Annotated in this window: 16 protein-coding genes; 8 read left to right on the top strand and 8 right to left on the bottom strand. The window is 71.1% G+C overall.

The features are described from left to right. Positions 1 to 64: 64 nt before the first annotated feature. Both ACESM1_RS13530 and ACESM1_RS13525 read left to right on the top strand, forming a co-directional pair. Positions 65 to 1,060 (top strand): S1C family serine protease, encoded by a 996-nt coding sequence (locus tag ACESM1_RS13530; protein WP_372620842.1) that lies wholly within the window; start codon positions 65 to 67, stop codon positions 1,058 to 1,060. Then, positions 1,060 to 1,584 carry a dihydrofolate reductase family protein gene (locus tag ACESM1_RS13525; RefSeq protein WP_372620840.1) on the top strand — a complete coding sequence of 175 codons (525 nt, stop codon included), beginning with the start codon at positions 1,060 to 1,062 and terminating at the stop codon, positions 1,582 to 1,584. Before ACESM1_RS13530 ends, ACESM1_RS13525 begins: the two co-directional genes overlap by 1 nt. On the opposite strand, the gene ACESM1_RS13520 is transcribed toward ACESM1_RS13525, so the two are convergent. Beyond that, positions 1,566 to 4,442 carry an FAD-dependent oxidoreductase gene (locus ACESM1_RS13520; RefSeq protein WP_372620839.1) on the bottom strand — a complete coding sequence of 959 codons (2,877 nt, stop codon included), beginning with the start codon at positions 4,440 to 4,442 and terminating at the stop codon, positions 1,566 to 1,568. The two genes, ACESM1_RS13525 and ACESM1_RS13520, sit on opposite strands and share 19 nt — an antisense overlap. Before the next feature lie 80 nt (positions 4,443 to 4,522). Between ACESM1_RS13520 and ACESM1_RS13515 the strand changes: the two genes are divergently transcribed. From ACESM1_RS13515 to hydA, 4 genes are all read left to right on the top strand, one after another. Next, on the top strand, positions 4,523 to 5,434 hold the full coding sequence (locus ACESM1_RS13515; RefSeq protein WP_372620838.1) for a dihydrodipicolinate synthase family protein: 912 nt from the start codon (positions 4,523 to 4,525) through the stop codon (positions 5,432 to 5,434). A 26-nt stretch (positions 5,435 to 5,460) separates the two neighbouring features. Continuing rightward, complete coding sequence (locus tag ACESM1_RS13510) at positions 5,461 to 6,297, top strand: ABC transporter substrate-binding protein (protein ID WP_372620836.1); 837 nt, start codon at positions 5,461 to 5,463, stop codon at positions 6,295 to 6,297. 75 nt (positions 6,298 to 6,372) lie between these two features. Further along, positions 6,373 to 7,062: an amino acid ABC transporter permease gene (locus ACESM1_RS13505; protein WP_372620859.1), complete on the top strand. Its 690-nt coding sequence runs from the start codon at positions 6,373 to 6,375 to the stop codon at positions 7,060 to 7,062. 34 nt (positions 7,063 to 7,096) lie between these two features. Continuing rightward, entirely contained in the window at positions 7,097 to 8,566 is a 1,470-nt protein-coding gene (gene hydA, locus ACESM1_RS13500) for a dihydropyrimidinase (protein WP_372620835.1), read from the top strand. Here hydA and ACESM1_RS13495 read toward each other — a convergent pair. The 6 genes from ACESM1_RS13495 to ACESM1_RS13470 all read right to left on the bottom strand — a co-directional run bounded on the left by ACESM1_RS13495 (position 8,538) and on the right by ACESM1_RS13470 (position 16,296). Beyond that, the gene (locus ACESM1_RS13495) at positions 8,538 to 8,999 is read right to left on the bottom strand and encodes an NUDIX hydrolase (protein WP_372620833.1); all 462 of its coding nucleotides are present in this window, start codon (positions 8,997 to 8,999) and stop codon (positions 8,538 to 8,540) included. The genes hydA and ACESM1_RS13495 overlap by 29 nt on opposite strands. Positions 9,000 to 9,188: 189 nt before the next feature. After that, entirely contained in the window at positions 9,189 to 10,163 is a 975-nt protein-coding gene (locus ACESM1_RS13490; protein WP_372620831.1) for a tripartite tricarboxylate transporter substrate binding protein, read from the bottom strand. A 29-nt stretch (positions 10,164 to 10,192) separates the two neighbouring features. Continuing rightward, positions 10,193 to 11,317 carry an acyl-CoA dehydrogenase family protein gene (locus ACESM1_RS13485; RefSeq protein WP_372620830.1) on the bottom strand — a complete coding sequence of 375 codons (1,125 nt, stop codon included), beginning with the start codon at positions 11,315 to 11,317 and terminating at the stop codon, positions 10,193 to 10,195. A 91-nt stretch (positions 11,318 to 11,408) separates the two neighbouring features. Continuing rightward, positions 11,409 to 12,611 (bottom strand): acyl-CoA dehydrogenase family protein, encoded by a 1,203-nt coding sequence (locus ACESM1_RS13480; RefSeq protein ID WP_372620829.1) that lies wholly within the window; start codon positions 12,609 to 12,611, stop codon positions 11,409 to 11,411. Positions 12,612 to 12,616: 5 nt separating this feature from the next. After that, positions 12,617 to 14,224, bottom strand: a complete 1,608-nt coding sequence (locus ACESM1_RS13475; protein WP_372620827.1) for an AMP-binding protein — start codon at positions 14,222 to 14,224, stop codon at positions 12,617 to 12,619. Then, positions 14,224 to 16,296 (bottom strand): 3-hydroxyacyl-CoA dehydrogenase NAD-binding domain-containing protein, encoded by a 2,073-nt coding sequence (locus ACESM1_RS13470; protein ID WP_372620825.1) that lies wholly within the window; start codon positions 16,294 to 16,296, stop codon positions 14,224 to 14,226. The genes ACESM1_RS13475 and ACESM1_RS13470 overlap by 1 nt, the downstream gene beginning before the upstream one ends. 130 nt (positions 16,297 to 16,426) lie before the next feature. Between ACESM1_RS13470 and ACESM1_RS13465 the strand changes: the two genes are divergently transcribed. Beyond that, on the top strand, positions 16,427 to 17,356 hold the full coding sequence (locus tag ACESM1_RS13465) for an NAD(P)H-dependent flavin oxidoreductase (protein ID WP_372620823.1): 930 nt from the start codon (positions 16,427 to 16,429) through the stop codon (positions 17,354 to 17,356). Between the two features lie 71 nt (positions 17,357 to 17,427). Continuing rightward, positions 17,428 to 19,017 (top strand): ABC transporter substrate-binding protein, encoded by a 1,590-nt coding sequence (locus tag ACESM1_RS13460; RefSeq protein ID WP_372620821.1) that lies wholly within the window; start codon positions 17,428 to 17,430, stop codon positions 19,015 to 19,017. Between the two features lie 87 nt (positions 19,018 to 19,104). Here ACESM1_RS13460 and ACESM1_RS13455 read toward each other — a convergent pair whose 3' ends face one another. Then, positions 19,105 to 20,184, bottom strand: coding sequence for an AI-2E family transporter (locus tag ACESM1_RS13455; protein ID WP_372620819.1), 1,080 nt, complete (start codon positions 20,182 to 20,184; stop codon positions 19,105 to 19,107). Between the last annotated feature and the right edge of the window lie 43 nt (positions 20,185 to 20,227).

The following is a 20,227-nucleotide window of genomic DNA, read 5'->3' as shown; positions in this document are numbered from 1 at the left end:
CGCATGGTTTCCGGGCGCCCCCGGCTTTCGCCCCACCGCCCGCCTTGGGTAGGCTGTGCCTGCGATGACAGGACGACAGATGGCCGAGGACGACCCGAGCATCCCGCAGGAGCTGCGGCCCGACCCGGCCGATTACAGCTTCGACCTCGCCGCCGCGCTGGGCGCGGTGGTGGCGCTGAAGTCGCGCGTGCCGGCGGATGCCTTCTCCGCCCGCACCCTCGGCACCGAGCGCGAGGGCAGCGGGGTGATCATCCGTGCGGACGGGCTGATCCTGACCATCGGCTACCTGGTGAGCGAGGCGGAGAGCATCTGGATCACCACCACGACCGGCCGCGTGGTGCCGGGCCATGCGCTCGCCTATGATTTCGAGACGGGCTTCGGCCTGGTGCAGGCGCTCGGCCGGCTGGAGGCGCCGGCGCTGGAACTCGGCCCGCCCGAGGCGCCGGAGACCGGCGCGCAGACCGTGCTGGCGGCCGCCGCGCAGGACGAGGAAGGCGGCGCGCTGGCCTGCTCGGTGGTCGCGAAGGAGCCCTTCGCCGGCTATTGGGAATACCTGCTCGAGGAAGCGCTGTTCACCTCGCCGGCGCACCCGTCCTGGGGCGGGGCGGCGCTGATCGGGCCGGAGGGGAAGCTGGTCGGCATCGGCAGCCTGGTGCTGCAGCATCGCGACAAGCGGGGCCGGCGGGTGGACCTCAACATGTGCGTGCCAGTCTCGCTGCTGCATCCGATCATGGGCGACCTGCTGAGCTATGGCCGGGTGAACAAGCCGGCGCGGCCCTGGCTCGGCATCTATGCGGCGGACCAGGACGAGGGGATCGTTGTCGCCTCGGTCGCCGCCAAGGGACCGGCGGAGCGCGCCGGGCTGCGGGCGGGCGACCGCATCCTCGGCATCGATGGGGCCGAGGCGACGGACCTGGCGGGGCTGTGGCGCACCCTTTGGTCGCGCGGCGCGGCGGGGGTGAAGGTCATGGTGGCGGCGGAGCGCGACGGGCGGCGGCTCAGCCTGCCGGTCGTCAGCGCCGACCGGGCGAGCTTCATGAAGGCGCCGCGGCTGCACTGATGGCGCTCTGGCACTGCTACATCGCAACTTCGCTGGATGGGCGGATCGCGCGGCCGGATGGTTCGGTGGACTGGCTCGGCGGCGGCGGCCCGCCGGAGGAGTTCGGCTACGAAGCCTTCTATGCGAGTGTCGGCGCGATCCTGATGGGTCGCGGCACCTATGACGCGGTGCGGGGCATGGGCGACTGGCCCTATGCCGGCAAGCCGACCTTCGTGCTGACGCGGCGCCCGCTGGACGATGCGCCGCCGCTGGTCGAGGCGCGCAGCGGCGACATCGCGGCGATCGCGGCGGAACTGGAGGCCCAGGGCCACGCGCGTATCTGGGTCGAGGGCGGCGGCGACGTGGTGCGCCAGATGCTCGCCATCGGCAAGCTCGACGTGCTGGAGATGGCGGTGCTGCCGCTGGTGCTCGGCAGCGGCATCCCGCTGTTTCCCGAGGGCACGAAGGAGACGGCGCTGCGCCTGGTCTCCTGCGTCACGCGCGGCGGCGGCGCGCTGCACCTGGTCTACGAGCGCGCCGCATAGGCGGCCGGCGAGAACACCGCGGGCGGGCCGCCGCCGCCGCGCAGTGCCTTGGCGATCAGCTCGGCGACCACCGGCGCAAGCGTCCAGCCGTTGAAGGTGACGGCATGGAACAGGCCGGGCACGCGGGGATCGGCGCCGAGGATGGGGCCGGGAATCATCACGTTGATGCCGGTCCAGGCGCGGATCACGTGCAGCCCCTCGATCGCCGGCAGCACGCTGCGCGCCACCCACAGGTTTCCCTCGATGCTGGCGCGGAGGTTGCGCGGGCGGCCCTCCGCATCCAGCTCGCCCGGCCAGGCCCCGCCGAGGATCAGGTGGCCGGCATCGCCCTGCTTGAGGCTGAGATGGCGCGAACCATGGAGCACCAAGGGCCGCAGCAATTCGGCACCAGCGGCCTCCGTGGCGATCACCTGCTGCACGGTGGCGCGCACCGGGATCGGCGCGCCGAGCATCTTCCCGACTTCACCCGCCCAGGGCCCCGCGGCATTCACCACGCGGCCGGCGCGGATCATCGCGCCCTCGGCCGTCTCGGCGCGGAAGCCGACGCCCTCGCGCGCCAGCGCGGTGATCTGCACGCCGCCGCGGATCGCAACGCCCGCGCCGTGCGTCAGCCGCAGCAGCGCGGAGAGTCCGCGCAGCGGGTCCATCTGGCCCTCCTCGGCGCAGAAGGCGGCGCCGGCGAAGCCGGGGGCGAGGAAGGGATGACGGGCATACAGTTCGTTGGCGCCGAGCAGCGTGGAGTCCACGCCGAAATCGCGCTCCATCGCCACCTTGTCGGCCAGCGCGCGGAGCTGCGCCGGCGTCTCGGCGAGCATCAGCCCGCCATCGGTGCGGATCGCCAGCTTCTCGCCGCTCTCGCGCGCAATCTCGCGCCAGAGCGCGACGGAGCGCGGGCCGAGGGCGAGGATCTGCGCCGCAGCGCTGTCCCGCCCCTCCGCGGCGCCGGCGCTGTCATAGGCATGGAGCTGGATGTGCAGGCTGCCGGCATTGGCGGTGGAAGCGCCCTGCCCCGGCTCGCCGCGCTCGGCGAGGATCACGCCAAGCCCCTCGCGCGCAGCGGCGCGGGCGATGGCGAGGCCCATCACGCCGCCGCCGATGACGAGGAGGTCGGCCTCGGCGTCGTCGCGCCGGGCGGTCGTGGCGCGGGGCGGCAGGACGGGCGGATCGAAGCTCGGCCCCTCCGTCCACTCCGGCTTCTCCATCGCCAGCGCCAGCAGCGGCACCGGCTTCACCGGGGCGCGCGGCGCGGCCCAATCCTGCTCCGCCTCCGCCCGCGCGAAACGCGCGACGGTGGCGCTGCACATGCGACCCTGGCAGCGGCCCATGCCCGCCCGCGTCGCCTTCTTCAGCGCGCCAAGCGAAAGGGCTCCCTCGCCCTGCGCAGCGCGAAGCGCGCCGGCCGTCACTTCCTCGCAGCGGCAGATCACCGTCGCGTCGGCAACCTGCGTCACGTCGAACCCCGGCACGGCGAAGAGCGTCCAAAGCGCCTCCTGGAAGGCGATGGCGCGGGCCAGCGCGCGGCGCGTGGCGGGTTCCTCGGCGAGGCCGGCGCGCAGGTCTCGCGCCGCCGCCAGCCCGGCGAGGCGTCCGCGCGCGAAGGCGATGCGCGCGCCGCCGATCTGCGCGCCATCCCCGACCGCGAAGACCGCGGGCAGGCTGGTGCGGCCATCCGCGTCGGTGACAGTCTCGAGCCTCCCGAGGCCGCTATCGGTGAAGCGATGCGCGCAGCCCAGCGCGCGTGCGAGTCCGGTCTCGGGCTGGAAGCCGAGGTGGAGGGCGCAGGCATCGGCGGCGATGCGGATCTCGCCTTGCGGCGTCATCGCCCGCAGGGCTTCGAACCGGCCTTCTCCCTCCACGGCGACCGGCATCGCGCCCCAGGTCACGGGCACGCCCGCACGCTTCAGCACGGCGAGGTAGCGCGCGCCGTCCCAGGCGAGATCGGGCGCGCGGGCGGCAAGCGTCACGGCCTCGCGCCAGGCGCGGAAGCCGGGCTTCGGGGCGGCCTCCAGCACGGCGGCGACCTCGACGCCGCCCTCCACCAGCTCGCAGGCCAGTTGCAGGTTGAGCGGGCCGTTGCCGGCGATCACCACCCGGCGCCCGGGCGAGACGCGATTCGCGCGCGCCAGCGTCTGCAGCGCGCCGGTGGTCATCACGCCGGGCAGCGTCCAGCCGGGGATCGGCACCGGCCGTTCATGCGCGCCGGCGGCGAGCACCATGCGGCGGGGGCGGAACACGAGGTTGCGGCCTTCGACCAGCGCGGCGAGTTCCTCCGGGCCGAAGGCGCCCCAGACCGTCGCGCCACGATGGAACACCACGCCGGCCGCCAGGGCACGGTCGCGCAGGGCGGCGGATTGGCGGAACTGCCGGTCCGGCGCCGCATGGGCGTGGCTGGCGGCGAGCGGCTTGAGATACTGCCCGCCCGGCGCGCCGCGCTCGTCCAGCACCACCACGGCGCAGCCGGCCTCGGCAGCCGCGATGGCGGCCGAGAGGCCGGCCGGGCCGGCGCCGACCACCAGGATGTCGGACGTGATCTCCTCCGCGCGTGCCGCGGGTTCCGGGGCCAGGGAGCTGGGCGCGGCGGGCGGCGCTGAGGCCACAACCATGCCGGGCGCGACCTTGGCGAGGCAGGCGCGCTGGTTCGCACGGCCGTCGATCGTCACCAGGCAGTCGAAGCACGCCCCCATGCCGCACCAGAGGCCGCGCGGCGCGCCGGAGGCCGTCTGCCTGTATGCGAGTATGCCGGCGGCCGAGAGCGCGGCCGCCACGGTCTCGCCCGGCAGCGCGCGAATTGGGCGGCCGTCGAAGGTGATGCCCACCGCTTCGGCAGCCGGCGTGATGTGCTTGTGCGTGAGACGCATCGAGGGGGGGTTGTCGTCATGTCCGATTGGCAGTCGGATGTTCGCACGGCGCGCATGCGCATGACAGGGAGCCTTCGACGATGGCCGGCGAGCCTTTCCGCGGCTGCTACACGGTGCTGATCACGCCCTTCACCGAAGGCGGCGATCAAGTGGACCTGAAGGCGCTGGCGCGGCTGGTGGAGTTCCAGATCCGCGAAGGCATCCGCGGCCTGATCCCGCTGGGTTCCACCGGCGAGTTCCTCTCCGTCTCGCCGGATGAGCGCACGGCGATCGTGGAGACGGTGGTGAAGACCGCCGCCGGGCGCGTGCCGGTGCTGATCGGCACCGGCGCGGAGGATACGCGCGAGGTGGTGCGCACATCGAAGGAAGCGGAATCGCTCGGCGCCGACGGCGTGATGATCATCCCGCCCTTCTATTCCGTGCCGACCTTGCCCGAGTTGATGCACCACTACGGGAAGGTGGCCGATGCCACCGGCCTGCCCATCATGGTCTACAACAACCCGGCGACGGCGAATGTGGACATGACGCCGGAGATGCTGGCGGAGATCTCCCGCATCCCGAACTGCCGCTACGTCAAGGAAAGCACGCTGGAGGTGACGCGCGTGCGCGACATCGTCGAACTCTGCGGCGACCGGATGGAGGTCTTCGCCGGCGTGCTCGGCTATGAGAGCGCCTGGCTGGGCGCGATCGGCTGGGTGGCGGTGTGTTCCAACCTGGCGCCGAAGCTCTCGACCGAGATGTTCCATGCCGCCGCCTTCGACAAGGACATGGACCGGGCGCTGGCGCTGTACCGGAAGCTCATGCCGCTGCTGCCTTGGGTGGGTGGGCCGCGCTATGTCTCCGGCACCAAAGCCGGCTTCCGGCTGATGGGCATGAGCATGGGCGATCCGCGGCCGCCCCGGCTGCCGCTGCCCGGCGCCGACATGCCGAAGCTTGCCGCCGTGCTGCAAGGAATGGGTCTGCTCGCCGAAGGCGCGCGGCAGGCCGCGTGACCGGAACCAGACAGGGAGAACGTAGCATGCGTCGTCTTCTGCTTGCCGCCATCGCGGCTGCCCTCACCACACCCGTCTTCGCGCCCGCCGCGCAGGCCCAGGCGCCAGCCTGCACGCCGCGCGTGCCGAACAGCGAGCTCGTCAAGCCCGGCACGCTGGTGATGTCCACCAACCCGACCCTGCCGCCGCTGCAGTTCGTCAATGCGCAGGGCCAGCTGCAGGGCATGCGCATCGAGCTCGGCACCGAGATCGCGCGCCGGCTCTGCCTGACGCCGGAATATGTGCGCATCGAGTTCAGCGCGATGATCCCCGGCCTCGCCGCGCGCCGGTGGGACATGATCAACACCGGCATTTTCTACACGGAAGAACGCGCGCGGATGATGCAGATGATCCGCTACGAGAACAACGCCGTCGCGATCTCCGCCGCGCGCGGCAACCCGAAGAACATCCGCGGCGTGGACGACCTGTCCGGCATCACCATCGGCGTGGAGCTCGGCGGCTTCGAGGAGCGGCAGACGCGGGCGATCAGCGCCGCCTTGCAGCAGCGCGGCCTGCAGCCGATGAACATCCGCACCTTCGACAATTTCGCCGTCGCCTTCCAGGCGCTGCGCGCCGGGCAGGTGGAGGCGGTGACCTCGATCGATGCCGTCGCGGCCGAATACGACCGGCGCGGCGACTTCCCGCGCGTGCTGCACGGGCTGAACCCGACGCCGGCCGCCCTCGCCTTCCGCTCGCGGACGCTGGCGAACGAGGTTTCCAAGGTGCTGCAGGAGATGAACGCGGATGGCAGCCTGAAGGCGCTGTTCGACAGATACGGCGTCGGCCTGGCCGAGGGCGGCTTCGCGGTGGTCGGGCCGCAGTAACCGCGCGTCTCCTTCACCCGTGCCTGCTCCCTCCCCCGCAATTGCGGGGGAGGGGATCATGCGGAGTAGCAAACCATCCAAATCTGGTCCTGGTCGGGTTTCTTCGACTATCTCTTCAACCCGTATCTGCTGGAAGGCGCGCTCACCACGCTGTGGCTGACCGCCGCCTCGCTCCTGTGCGGGCTGTTGCTCGGCGTCCTGCTGGCGCTGATGCGGCTGTCGGGCAACCGCGGCATCGCGGGGGTGGCGGCGGCCTATTGCTGGCTGTTCCGCGGCACGCCGCTGCTGGTGCAGCTGCTGATCATCTACACCGGACTGCCGCTGTTCGGCGTGCGCTTCAGCGTCTGGCAGGCCGCGCTGCTCGGCCTCTCCTTGAACGAGGCGGCCTACCTGTCAGAGATCGTGCGCGCCGGCATCATGGCGGTGGGCAAGGGCCAGAAGGAAGCCGGCACCGCGCTCGGCCTGTCCAAGGTGCAGGTATTCCGCACCGTCACCTGGCCGCAGGCGATGCGCATCATCATCCCGCCGCTCGGCAACAGCGTGAACGGACTGCTGAAGACCACCTCAGTCGCCTCGGTGATCAGCATGGAGGAGCTGCTGCGGCGCACGCAGATCCTGATCCAGGAGAAGTTCCTGGTGCTGGAGCTCTTCCTCGCCGCAGCCTGCTGGTACCTGGTGATGACCACCTGCTGGGAACTGGTGCAGCGGCGGCTGGAAGCGCGCTACGGTCGCGCCTACGCCATGGACGCGGCCGACCACAGATGACCGCGCCGGCGGGCGCGACGACAGGAGATTGAGCATGCCCGAATACGATCTCGCGATCCGTGGCGGCCTGGTCGCCACCGCCTTCGGCGCCACGCGCTGCGACATCGGCGTGAAGGATGGCCGCATCGCCGCCATCGCCGAGAAGATCACCGACGCCGCACAGACCATCGAGGCGGATGGCCGCTACGTGCTGCCCGGCGGCGTGGACAGCCATTGCCACATCGAGGAACCCTCGCGCGGCGGCTACACCATGTCCGACGGCGAGCCGCAGGTGACGGTGAACGAGGAGAGCTTCGTCACCGCCTCCACCTCGGCCTTCGCCGGCGGCACCACCAGCGTCGTCTGCTTCATCCCGCAATGGAAGGGCTTCGGCGTCCGCGAGCGCTACGAGGATTACCGCAGGCGTGGCGCCACCGGCATGCTGGACCACGCCTTCCACCAGATCATCAGCGACCCGACCGACGCCGTGCTGAACGAGGAAGTGCCGCATCTCGTCGCCGAGGGCGTGCGCAGCCTGAAGGTCTTCCTCACATACGAGCCGCTGCACCTGACGGATGGCGAGTTCCTCAAGGTGCTGCTCACTGCGCGCAAGCACGGCTGCCTGGTCACCGTGCATTGCGAGAACTACGAGGCGATCCAGTGGCGCACCCATGCGCTGCTGGAGGCCGGGCTCACCGGCCCGAAATACCACGCCTGGTCACGCCCCCGCGTCGTCGAGCGGGAAGCGACGCACCGCGCCATCGCATTGGCGGAGCTGGTGGACCAGCCGATCCAGGTCTTCCACGTCTCCTGTGAGGAGGCGGCGGAGGAGATCGCGCGTGCCCAGGCACGAGGCCTCAAGGTCTGGGGAGAAACCTGCCCGCAATATGTCAGCCTGACCGCCGTGGACATGGACCGGCCGGGTTTCGAGGGCGCGAAATACATGTGCAGCCCCTCCCCGCGCGACACGCATGAGCACCTGCGGATCTGGGAGATGATCCACCGCGGCACGCTCGACGTCGTCTCCTCCGACCATTGCGGCTTCAGCTTCGGCGGCGACAAGGGCAAGGCGGTGGCCGGGCGCGACGCCAGCTTCGAGAAGATCCCGAACGGCATCCCCGGCCTCGCCGCGCGGCTGCCGATCGTGTTCAGCGAGGGCGTGGCCAAGGGGCGCATCGGGCTGGAGGAGTTCGTGAAGCTCACCGCCACCAACCCGGCGCGCATCATGGGGCTCTACCCCAGGAAGGGCGTGATCCAGCCGGGCAGCGATGCCGACCTGGTGCTGTGGGATCCGACGAGGAAGGTGACGCTGACCAACGCGCTGATGCAGCACGCCATCGACTACACGCCCTATGAGGGGATGGAGGTCACCGGCTGGCCGACCATGACCATCCGCCGCGGCGAGGTGGTGATGCGGGACGGCAAGGTACAGGCCGAGCCCGGCACCGGGCGCTACCTGCCGCGCGGGTCCTACGACCTGGTGAAGCCGCGCGGCATCACGCCGGATGGCTTCTTGCCGGGGTAAGGCTCCGCAGCAAATCGGCAAGGCCGGGCTCGGCGACCAGCGTGGCGGCGGCGGCCGGCGTGAACAGCCGCCGCTCCCGCTCCCGCCGCTCCGGCCAGTCCTGCAGCAGGCGGGCGACGCGGAAGCGGAAGACCAGCACTTGCGTCGGCAGCACCACGCCGCGCGGCATCCGCTTGGCATAGGCATAGAGGCCGATCGGCTCGGGGTCGGCCTCGCCGGCAAGGCCGGCTTCCTCGAAGGCTTCGCGCACAGCGCTGCGATGCGGCTGCTCGCGCGGCTCGATCCAGCCCTTGGGCACCACCCAGCGCCTGGTCTCCCGGCTGGTGATCAGCACCACGCGCAGCGCCGCGCCGCTGCCCAGCACGGGCAACGCGGCACTCTGGCGGCGCGCCTGGCCCTGAGCGCGCGGATCGAGCAACTGGCCGTCCGGCATAGCTGTCCGCTTCCCCAACCGCGCGATGCGTGCAGCCCAGAGCCCGGTGTGCGGCGCGCGGCGCATGGCAACCATAAGGTTAGGGGAAACGTCCAAGTAAAGAGTGAAACGGCGGTTTCGCGAAATTTTGCCCGCACAAGTATCGCAGTTATCGGTATTCTTGACGCTTCTGTGACGGCGGGAGGCGGCTCAGAACCGCAGGCCCATGCTCCGCACCATGGCGCTGTCCTCCTCGTAGAACTCCCGCGCGTAGCGGGCATAGGCAGCGCCGTCGGCATACATCAGCGGCATGTCGAAGCGCTCGAGCACGGCCAGGTGTGCCGGGTCCTGCAAGGAGTCGCGGAAGGCGTCGTGCAGAGTCCGGACCACCTCCGGCGCCATCCCGCGCGGGCCGGCAAGGCCGTAGGGCGAGGCGTTGACGATGTCGATGCCGGCCTCCCGCAGGGTGGGTGCCATGCGGAAGCGCGGCGGGCGCTGCTCGCCCCAGCTCGCCAGCAGGCGCAGCCGTCCGTCGCGGACCAGCTCGGCCCAAACACTGCTCTCGGCCGCAACGTCGATCTGCCCGCCGAGCAGCGCCTGCATGTTGTCGGCGCCGCCGCGAAACGGCACATGCAGCCAGCGGATGCCGCCGGCCATCCGCGCGATCTGTTCCATCGTCACGTCGAGCGTCGCGACGCCGGGCGTGCCGTAGCTGATCTTCCCCGGGTTGGCGCGGGCGTCGGCCAGCAGCTCGGCCAGGGTCTGCCAGGGCGCATCGGCGCGCACCACGATGCCAAAGGTGTAGCCGACCAGGCGGATCACCCAGGTGAAGTCGGTCATCGGATCATAGGGCGGGCGCGCCATCATCACTGGCACACGGAACACCGAATTGGGCATCACCGAGAGGGTGTAGCCATCCGGCCTTGTGCCCTGGGCGAGCGTGGTCGCGCCAAGCGTGCCGCCGGCGCCGGGCTTGTTCTCGATGACCACCGGCTGGCCGAGCCTTCGGGCGGCGCCTTCGGCCAGCGCGCGCATCTGCGTATCCGTGGTGCCGCCCGGGGGGAAGGGCACGAAGATGCGGATGGCGCGGCCGGGAAAGCGCGGCTGGCCAAGCGCGGGCATGGCGGCCATCCCCGCCCCGAGCGCCAGCGCCGCACGCCGCCCGATCGCCTCCCGCAGCATCATGGCCCTCCCGGCTTCGTTACGGCGCCACCCTAATCCGGGAGGCCGCCGGCCGCCACGACCCGCCGGAGATGGTGATCCACGTCGCCGAACAGCACGCCGAACATTGCAAGCCGCTTGAAGTAGTGGCCGGCCTTGTACTCCTCGGTCATGGCGATGCCGCCGTGCAGCTGCACCGCCTCCTTCCCGAGCTGGTCCGCAAGCTTCCCGACCAGCGCCTTGGCGGCCGAAAGCGCGGTGCCGCGAGCGGCGGCGTCCGCCTCCTGCACCATCATCGCGGCGTACATGGTCATGCTGCGCGCCTGCTCGGTGGCGACGAGCATGTCGGCGGCGCGGTGCTGCAGCGCCTGGAACTCGCCGATCGGGCGGCCGAATTGCTGGCGCGTCTTGAGATAGTCCACCGTCAGGTCCCGCAGCGTCTCCATCGCGCCGAGCGCCTCGGCGCAGAGCGCGGCAATCGCCTCATCGGTGACGAGCTCGATCAGCGCCAGGGCGTTGTCGGCGAGCAACGTGGCGCGCGCGCCCTCCAGCACGATCTCGGCGGCGCGCAGCCCGTCCTGGGTGGCATAGCCCCGGCGGGTGACGCCCGGCGTGGCGGGGTCCAGCAGGAACAGGCCGATGCCGTCGCGGTCGCGCCGCGCACCGCGAGTGCGGGCGGAGACGATCACGCGGTCCGCGCTGTCGCCATGCAGCACCACGCCCTTGGCGCCATCCAGCAGCCAGGCGTCGCCATCGCGCCGGGCGGTGGTGGCCACATCGTGCAGGTCATGCCGCGCCTGGCGTTCCTGGTGCGCGAAGGCGAGCGTGAGCTCGCCGGCCGCGACCTGCGCCAGCAGCTCGGCATCCGCGCCGGCACGACGGACCAGGCCAAGGCCGAGGACCACGGTGGCGAGGTAGGGCTCCACCACCAGGCCGCGGCCGAAGGCTTCCATGACCAGCAGCGTCTCGACCGGGCCACCGCCGAAGCCGCCCTGCTCCTCGGTCAGTGGCAGGCCGAGCAGGCCCATCTCCGCCATCGCGGCCCAGTTCGCGGCGGCGTAGCCGTTCGGCGCGGCGATATACGCCTTGCGCTTCTCGAAATCGGCGTAGCGGTCGGCGACGAGACGGTTGACGCTGTCGGCGAGCAGGCGCTGGTCGTCGGTGAGGTCGAAATCCATGGTCGGTCACACCCGCACAAAGCTTGGCAACGGGCGCCGCGCAGTTGCGCGGCGAGGCCCCGAACGGGGCCCGCGGCAAGTGCCGCGCACTTCAAAGGCCTAGAAAGGCCTTGGCGATGATGTTGCGCTGGATCTCGTTGCTGCCGCCATAGATCGAGACCTTGCGGTAGTTGAAGAACAGCGGCGCCGCGGCATCGGCCCAGTCGGGGCCGACGGAGGGCAGGTTCAGCCCTTCCTCGTCGCGATCAGGGCGCGGCGCGGCGTAGGGGCCGGCAATCTCCATCAGCAATTGCGTCGCCTGCTGCTGGATCTCGCTGCCCTTGATCTTGAGGATCGAGGAGGAGGGGTCGGGCTTGTCCGCCGCCCGGCTGCGCTGCGCGGCGACCACCCGCATCTGGGTGATCTCCAGCGCCTTCAGCTCGATCTCGGACCAGGCGAGGCGGCGGCGGAAGTCGGGGTCGTCCCACACCGTCCCCTCGCCGGCCGGCGTCTCCTGCGCGAGGCGCTTCACGCGGGCGAGGCGTTCCTTCGTCATGCCGATGCGGGCGATGCCGATGCGCTCGTTGGACAGCAGGAACTTCGCGTAGTCCCAGCCCTTGTTGAGCTGGCCGACCAGGTTCTCCGCCGGCACGCGCACCTCGTCGAAGAACACCTCGTTCACCTCATGCCCGCCATCGATGGTGATGATCGGCCGCACGGTGACGCCCGGCGTCTTCATGTCGACCAGGATGAAGGAGATGCCTTCCTGCTTCTTGCGCGCGCCGGGATCGGTGCGCACCAGGCAGAAGATCCAGTCGGCATACTGCCCGAGCGTGGTCCAGGTCTTCTGCCCGTTGACGACGAACTCGTCCCCCTCGCGCCGCGCGGTGGTCTTCAGGCTGGCGAGGTCGGAGCCCGCGCCGGGTTCGGAGAAGCCCTGCGCCCACCAGATATCGAGATTGGCGGTCGGCGGCAGGAAGCGCTGCTTCTGCGCCTCGCTGCCGAAGGTGGCGATGACCGGGCCGACCATGGTGACGTTGAAGCCGAGCGGCTGCGGCACCGCGGCGGCCTGCAGCTCCTCCACCCAGATGTAGCGCTGCACCGGCGACCAGTCCTTGCCGCCCCATTCCACCGGCCAGTTCGGCGTCGCCAGGCCGGCGGCGTGCAGGATGCGCTGGCTGGTGACGTAGTCCTCGCGTGCCAGGGCGCGGCCCTCGCTGATCTTGCGGCGGATCTCGGCCGGCACCTTCGCCCGGAAGAACGCACGCAATTCATCGCGGAATGCGATCTCGTCCGGCGTGTAGCGGAGGTCCATGCGGCCTACTCCCTGGTCTCGTCACGCAGCGCGCTGGCCAGCAGCTTGCCCGCGGGGCTCTTCGGAAGCGAGTCGCGGATCTCCAGCGCTGCCGGCAATTCGTGCTTCCCGAGCCGGTCGGCAAGGAAGCCGCGCAGATCTTCCAGCGTGAAGCCCCCGGCGCCCGGCTTCAGGGCGACATAGGCCTTCGCTGCCTGGCCGCGGTACTCGTCCGCGATGCCGAGGACGATGCATTCGGCGACGGCGGGATGCTCGTAGATCGCCTGCTCGATCTGCGCGGGATAGACGTTGAATCCGCCCGACAGGATCATGTTCTTGCGGCGATCCACCAGCGTGAAATAGCCGGCCTCGTCCATCCAGCCCATGTCGCCGGTCAGGAACCAGCCATCGGCGAAGGCGGCGCGGCTTTCGGCCTCGCGCTGCCAGTAGCCGCCGAAGACGTTGGGGCCGCGGATTGCCATCTCGCCGACCTCGCCGGGTGGCAGGGCGCGAGTCGGCTGATCGGGATCGACGATGCGCAGCTCGATCCCTGGCAGCGGCAGGCCGATCAGCCCCGCACGGCGCGGCGCGTCGGGCGGCAGGCGCGTGCCGGCGGGGCAGGTTTCCGTCATGCCCCAGCCGCCGCCGATGCGCCGGCCGATCAGCGCCTCCAGCCTCTGCTGCACCTCGAAGGGCATCGGGGCGCCGCCGGAGGTCGCCTGGCGGAGCGACGAGAACTTTGCCGGCTCCACGCCCGGTGTGTTCAGGATGCCGATCCACATCGTCGGCACGCCGGCGAAGTTGGTGATACGCAGGCGCTCGATGTCCGCCACCGCCTGCGCAGCGTCGAAGCGCGTGCGCAGATGCAGCAGGTTGCCTTCGGAGAGCTGCCGCAGCAGCACCGATGTCAAGGCGAAGATGTGGAACAGCGGCAGCACCAGCAGCACGCGCCCCTCGCCTTCCGGCAACGAGGTGCTGTCGCGCCACGCCTTGTAGATGGCGACGGCGGCGGTGAGATTGCCATGCGTCAGCATCGCACCCTTCGGGATGCCCGTCGTGCCGCCGGTGTATTGCAGCAGCGCCAGATCGGCCGGCGCCAGCGCGGGCCATTCGGACGGCGGATCGGCTTCCGGCAGCGGCGCGAGATCGTTCGCCGCGTCCTCTCCTCCCCAACGCGCGTCCGGCGCGAGCAGCCCGCGCGGCACCGCGCCTTCCTCCAGCAGCCATTCGGCATTGGCGAGCAGCGACGCGAAGCCGGTGGTGATCAGCAGCGTCGCGCCGGAATCGCGCAGCTTGTGCGCCAGCTCGCGCTTCGCATCGAGCGCCGAGAGATGCACCACCCGCGCGCCGGTGCGCAGCACCGCGAAGAAGCAGAGCGGATGCCACGGCGTGTTCGGCAGGTAGAGCGCCACGCAATCGCCCCGCCCGATACCCATTGCCATCAGCCCCGCCGCGACGCGGTCCGACAGGGTCTTCAGCTGCGCATAACTCAGCACCTGGCCGCGATACTCGATCGCGGGACGCTCACCGAAGCGCGCGGCGATGTGGTCCAGGAAGCCGGGCAGCGTGCCCTCGGCGATGGGCACGTCCCACCGGCACTCGGGCGGGTAGCTGGCTTCCCAGGGATGGGGCATCAGCCGGTCTTCAGTCCCGCGAAGCTGCCGCCCTCCGTGGCCAGCCGCGCCAGCAGCGGCGCCGGCTTCAGGCTCTCGTCGCCGGTCGCCTGCGCGAAGCCGTCGAGCCGTGCGGCGATCTCCCGCAGCCCGCGCGCATTGGCCCAGTGCATCGGCCCTCCGGTCCAGGCGGGCCAGTTGTAGCCGTGCAGCCAGACCACATCGATGTCGCCCGGGCGCGCGGCGACGCCTTCCTCCAGGATGCACGCGCCCTCGTTCACCATCGGCAGCAGCAGGCGGTCGAGGATCTCCGTCTGGTCGATGGCCCGCCGCGCGACGCCTTCCCGCGCGCTGATCCTCTCGATGAGTTCGGCGACCTCGGGATCGGGCACCCCGCTGCGGCTGCCTTCGGGGTACAGAAAGAAGCCCTTGCCGGTCTTCTGGCCGAGGCGGCCGGCCTCGCACAGCGCATCGGCCACCGGCGCGCGCTTGCCGGTGGCCTTCCGGATGCGCCAGCCGATATCGAGGCCGGCCAGGTCGCTCATTGCGCAGGGCCCCATGCGGAAGCCGAAATCGGTCAGCGCCTTGTCCACCTGCTCCGGCAGCGCGCCTTCCAGCAGCAGGCGTTCCACCTGCGCGGTGCGGCGCGACAGCATGCGGTTGCCGACGAAGCCGAAGCAGACACCCACCACCACCGGCACCTTGCCTAGCTTCCGGCCGATCTCGGCGGCGGTGGCCAGCGCATCGGGGGCGGTCTGCTTCGCGCGCACCACTTCCAGCAGCTTCATCACGTTCGCCGGCGAGAAGAAATGCATGCCCAGCACGTCGCCGGGGCGGGAGGTGGCGGCCGCCATCTCGTCGATGTCGAGATAGGAGGTGTTGGAGGCCAGCACCGCACCCGGCTTGGCCACACGATCCAGCGTGGCGAAGACCTGCTTCTTCAGCCCCATCTCCTCGAACACGGCCTCGACGATCATGTCGGCGTCGTTGGCGCTCTCGAGGCCGACCGCACCCTCGATCAGCGCCATGCGCGCATCGCGTGTCTCCGGCGTCAGGCTGCCGCGCTTCACGCTGGCCTCGTAGGTCGCGCGGATGCGGGCAATGCCGCGCTGCATGGCCGGCTCGTCGGTTTCGATGACGCGCACCGGGATGCCGGCATTGGCGAAGCACATCGCGATGCCCGCACCCATTGTGCCGGCGCCGAGCACCGCCGCGCGCTTCACCTCGCGCGGCCTGGTACCGGCGGGAATGTTGGCGATCTTCGCCGCCTCGCGCTCGGCGAAGAAGACGTGGCGCAGCGCCTTGCTGCGCGGGTCGCGCACCAGGCGCTCGAAGGCCGCGCGCTCCTGCGCCAGTCCCTCGGCGAAGGGCAGGTCGAAGGTATTGCGAACGCAGGCGATGCAGGCGGCGATCTGCGGCTCCGTCGCGGCGCGCTTCGCCAGCGCGGCGGCTTCCTTCTCGAAGGCCTCGCGTGGGCCAAGATTTTCGTCGCGCGCGGAAACGGGCTTCGGCAAGGGGCCGGCCGCCAGCTTCGCCGCATGGGCCTTCGCCGCCGCGAGCAGGTCGCCCTCGGCCAGCAAATCGCCGAGGCCGGCGGCCACGGCGTCCCTGGCGCCGAGCGGATCGCCCGATGTCATCAGGCGCAGCGCCGCCCCCGCCCCCATCAGCCGCGGTGCGCGCTGCGTGCCACCTGCGCCGGGCAGGATGCCGAGCTTCACCTCCGGCAGGCCCAGCTTCGCGGCCGGGCCGAGCACACGCGCCGTGCAGCCCATCGCTACCTCGAGCCCGCCGCCGAGCGCCGCGCCGTGGATCGCAGCGACGGTCGGCTTCGGGCAGGCATCGAGCAGCGCGATCACCTCCGAAAGGCCCGGCAGCACCGGCGGCTTGCCGAATTCGGAGATGTCGGCGCCGGCGATGAAGGTGCGGCCCTCGGCGGCGATCACGAGGGCGCGAACCGTGGCATCCTCCGCCGCGCGCGTCACCGCCTCGGCCAGCGCGGCGCGCAGCGCGGCGGAGAGCGCATTGACTGGCGGCGCGGAGATCGTCGCCACCGCGATGCCATCGGCGACCTCGTAGCGCACCGGTCCGGCCATGCCCGCCTGCCTCCTCGTTCGCGGCGGTGATCGCGCATGGCCCTCCGCCGGTCAAGCGGACAGGCAAGGCCGGATGGACGCGCCGGGCGCCGCCGGGCAAGCTGCCGCCGCCCACCGTCCGGATTGTTGCATGTCGCTGCCGCCGATCCTGCAGAAGCTGGCGCTGCCCGTCATCGCCTCGCCGATGTTCATCGTCTCCAACCCGGAGCTGGTGATCGCGCAGTGCCGCGGCGGCATCGTCGGGTCCTTCCCGGCGCTGAACGCGCGCCCGAAGGAAGAGCTGGATGCCTGGCTGACGCGCATCCGCGACGCACTCGGCCCGCAGGACGCGCCCTTCGCGGTGAACCAGATCGTCCACGGCTCCAATGACCGGCTGGAACACGACCTCGGCATCTGCGAGGCACACCGGGTGCCGATGATCATCACGTCGCTACGCGCGCCGGGCGAGGTGGTGAAGCGGGTGCACGATTGGGGCGGCCTCGTCTTCCATGACGTCACCAACCTGCGCCACGCGGCGAAGGCGCTGGAGGTGGGCGTGGACGGGCTGATCCTGGTGGCGGTCGGTGCCGGCGGGCATGCCGGCACGCTCTCGCCCTTCGCGCTGGTCGCCGAGGTCAGGCGGATCTGGGACGGGCCGATCGTGCTGTCGGGCGCCATCACCGAGGGGCGGCAGATCCTGGCGGCGCAGGCGATGGGCGCCGACCTTGCCTATATGGGCACGCGCTTCATCGCGACCGCGGAAGCCAATGCCGATGCGCGCTACAAGCGGATGATCGTCGAGAGCAGTGCCGCGGACATCGTCTACACGCCGTATTTCTCCGGCGTGCACGGCAACTACCTCAAGCCCTCCATCGCCGCGCAGGGTCTCGATCCCGATGCGCTACCGGAAGCGGACAAGTCGAAGATGAGCTTCGGCAGCAACCGCGTGCGGCCATGGAAGGACATCTGGGGCGCCGGCCAGGGCGTCGGCTCGATCGCGGATGCGCCGCCAGCCGCCGAGGTGATCGCGCGCCTCAAGCAGGGATATGCCGAGGCACGCGCCGCGATCTGCATCCCATAGCGGCACGTTGACCGGCGACGCCTGGCACGCCTAGCCTTTCCCCAACCACGGGAACTGGGGAAGGAAACACCATGCATCGCCGTACGCTGTTCCGCGCCGGGGCCGGCCTCGCCGCCGCCGGGCTTGCTGCGCCGAGCCTCGCCCAGCCGGCCCGCACCGACACGCTGCGCTTCGTGCCGCAGGCCAACATCGCCACGTTGGATCCGATCTGGACCACGGCGATCGTCACGCAGATGCACGGCTACCACGTCTACGACACGCTGTTCGCCATGGACGGCCAGCTGCGCCCGAAGCCGCAGATGGCGGAGGGGCACGAGGTCTCGGCCGATGGCCGCGTGTGGCGCATCCGCCTGCGCGAGGGCCTGCGCTTCCATGATGGCGAGCCGGTGCGTGCGGCCGATTGCGCGGCCTCGCTGGCGCGCTGGTCGAAGCGCGATCCCTTCGGGCAGATCCTGGCGGAGCGGGTGGATGAATGGCGCGCGGCCGATGACCGCACGCTGGAAATCCGCCTCAAGCGCCCCTTCGCGCTGGTGCTCGACGCACTCGCCAAGCCCGATGCGAGCGTGCCCTTCATCATGCCCGAACGCCTGGCGCGGACCGATGCCAACAGCCAGGTCAGCGAGGTGGTGGGCAGCGGCCCCTATCGCTTCCTGCCCGACGAATTCGTCGCCGGCAGCCGCCTCGCCTATGCGAAGTTCGACGGCTATCGCCCGCGCAGCGAGCCGGTGGACAGCGCCTCGGGCGGCAAGATCGCGCATTTCCCGCGGATCGAATGGCACATCCTGCCCGACCCCGCGACCGCCGCCGCGGCGCTGCAGGCCGGCGAGGTGGACTGGCTGGACCAGCCGCTGCCGGACCTGATCCCCACGCTGCAGCGCAACCGCAGCGTCAAGGTGGATGTGCTGAACCCCTACGGCATCATGTCCATCATGCGGCTCAATCACCTGCAGGCGCCGTTCAACAACCGCGCGACGCGCCAGGCGGTGGCCCTGGCGGTGGAGCAGAGCGAGTACATGCGCGCGACGCTCGGCGACGACCAGAGCGTCTGGCGCGAATGCCGCAGCCTGTTCCCCTGCGGCACGCCGCTCGGCACCGAGGACCTCTCGCCGGTCAACGCGCCGCCGCGCAACCTGGACCGGGCGCGCGCGGCATTGCAGGCCAGCGGCTACAACGGCGAGAAGGTGGTGATCATCAACCCCACGGACTTCCCGCTGATCGGGCCGCACGGACAGGTGACCGCGGACCGGCTGAAGCGCATCGGCATGAATGTCGAGCTGGTGGAGACCGACTGGGGCACGGTGGTGCAGCGCCGCGTGCGGCAGCAGCCGGTGGACCAGGGCGGGTGGAGCATCTTCCACACCTATGGCTCGGCGCTGGCCTACCTCAACCCGGCGATCTCCTCGATCGTGAAGGGGCCGGGGCAGAGTGGTTGGTTCGGCTGGTACACCAGCCCGCGCTCGATGGAGCTGGTGCAGGCCTGGCTCGACGCGCCGGATGCCGCGCGGCAGCTCAGCCTGGCGAACGAGCTGAACAAGCTGGCACAGGACGATGTGGCGACCGTGCCGCTCGGGCAGTTCACCATGCGCACGGCGTACCGCAACAACCTGACGGGGCACCAGAAGGGCAGCATGCCCTATCCCTGGGGCGTGCGGCGGGCCTGAGCAGGCCAGCCCGGATCGCCGGCTCCTGAATGGCTGGACCCGAGTTGCCCGGACACAGCCCGGGCAATTCCGGTCTCGGCGGCGGCGTCAGACCGGCGCCGTCGCCGAGCGCCAGGCGCGGAGCATGACGAGGCCGACCGCCAGCAGCACCGGCCCGATGAACAGGCCGAGGAAGCCGAAGGCGACGAAGCCGCCGAAGACGCCGAGGATGATGATCGAGAGCGGCATCTGCACGCCGCGCTTGATCAGCAGCGGGCGCAGCACGTTGTCGCTCGAGGAGACCACCAGCAGCCCCCAGGCTGCCATGAAGATCGCCCAGACGGTGGTGCCCTGTTCGAACAGCCACCAGGCAGCGCCGGCCCACATCACCACCACCAGCGGGCCGAGGATCTGGCTGATGGAGAAGACCAGGGTGAGGAAGCCGAGCAGCGCCGCGGCCGGCACGCCCGCGATGGCATAGCCGATACCCGCCAGTATGCCCTGCGCCACCGAGGTGCCGACCACGCCATAGGCGACCGCACGCACCGCCGAGGCGGCGGTCTCGAGCGACTGGATGCCGGTCGGGCCGCCGATCCGCCCGGCGCCGTAGCGCAGCGGCTCGGCGATGGCGTCGCCGTTGGTCCAGAGCATCGCCGCAACGACGAGAGCGAGCAGCATCTGAAGCAGGCTGTCGGCCAGCCCGCCGGCGACGCTCAGCAGCACCTGCTGGATCCGCAGCGCATAGGGCGCGACGAGGCCGCCGAGATCGCTGCGCGCCTCGGAGAGCTTCGCCCAGCCGGCGGTGATCCGCTCCCCGACCAGGGGCAGGCCGCCGAGCCAGTCGGGCGGCGCCTCCGGCGCGACCAGGATTGCCTCGCGTGCCCAGGCCATGCCGCCGTTGATGGCAGCGACCAGGCCGGGGGCGACCAGCAGCGTCGGCCCGACCACCGCGCAGAGCACCACGAGCAGCATCACCGCCGCCGCCCAGCCCGGGCGCACCCCGCGCGCCACCAGGGCGTCGCGCAGCGGCCAAAGGGCGATGGCCAGGATGGCGCCGAACATGATGGCGGTGGCGAAGGGCCAGAGCACCGCGAGGATGCCGACCAGCACGGCGCCGACCACGATCAAGGCCAGGGCGCGCTCGATCGTGCCGCCCACGCCGCCCGGCCCCGGTGGTTGCTGGTCCATCGTCCCGACTCCGCGCACCCGCCAAGGAGAGCATGCGCCGGGA

The organism is Falsiroseomonas sp., assembly GCF_041690465.1.
GTDB lineage: Bacteria > Pseudomonadota > Alphaproteobacteria > Acetobacterales > Acetobacteraceae > Falsiroseomonas.
The sequence above is the reverse complement of the archived record's forward strand: the minus strand, read 5'-3'. Positions and strand labels throughout refer to the sequence as shown.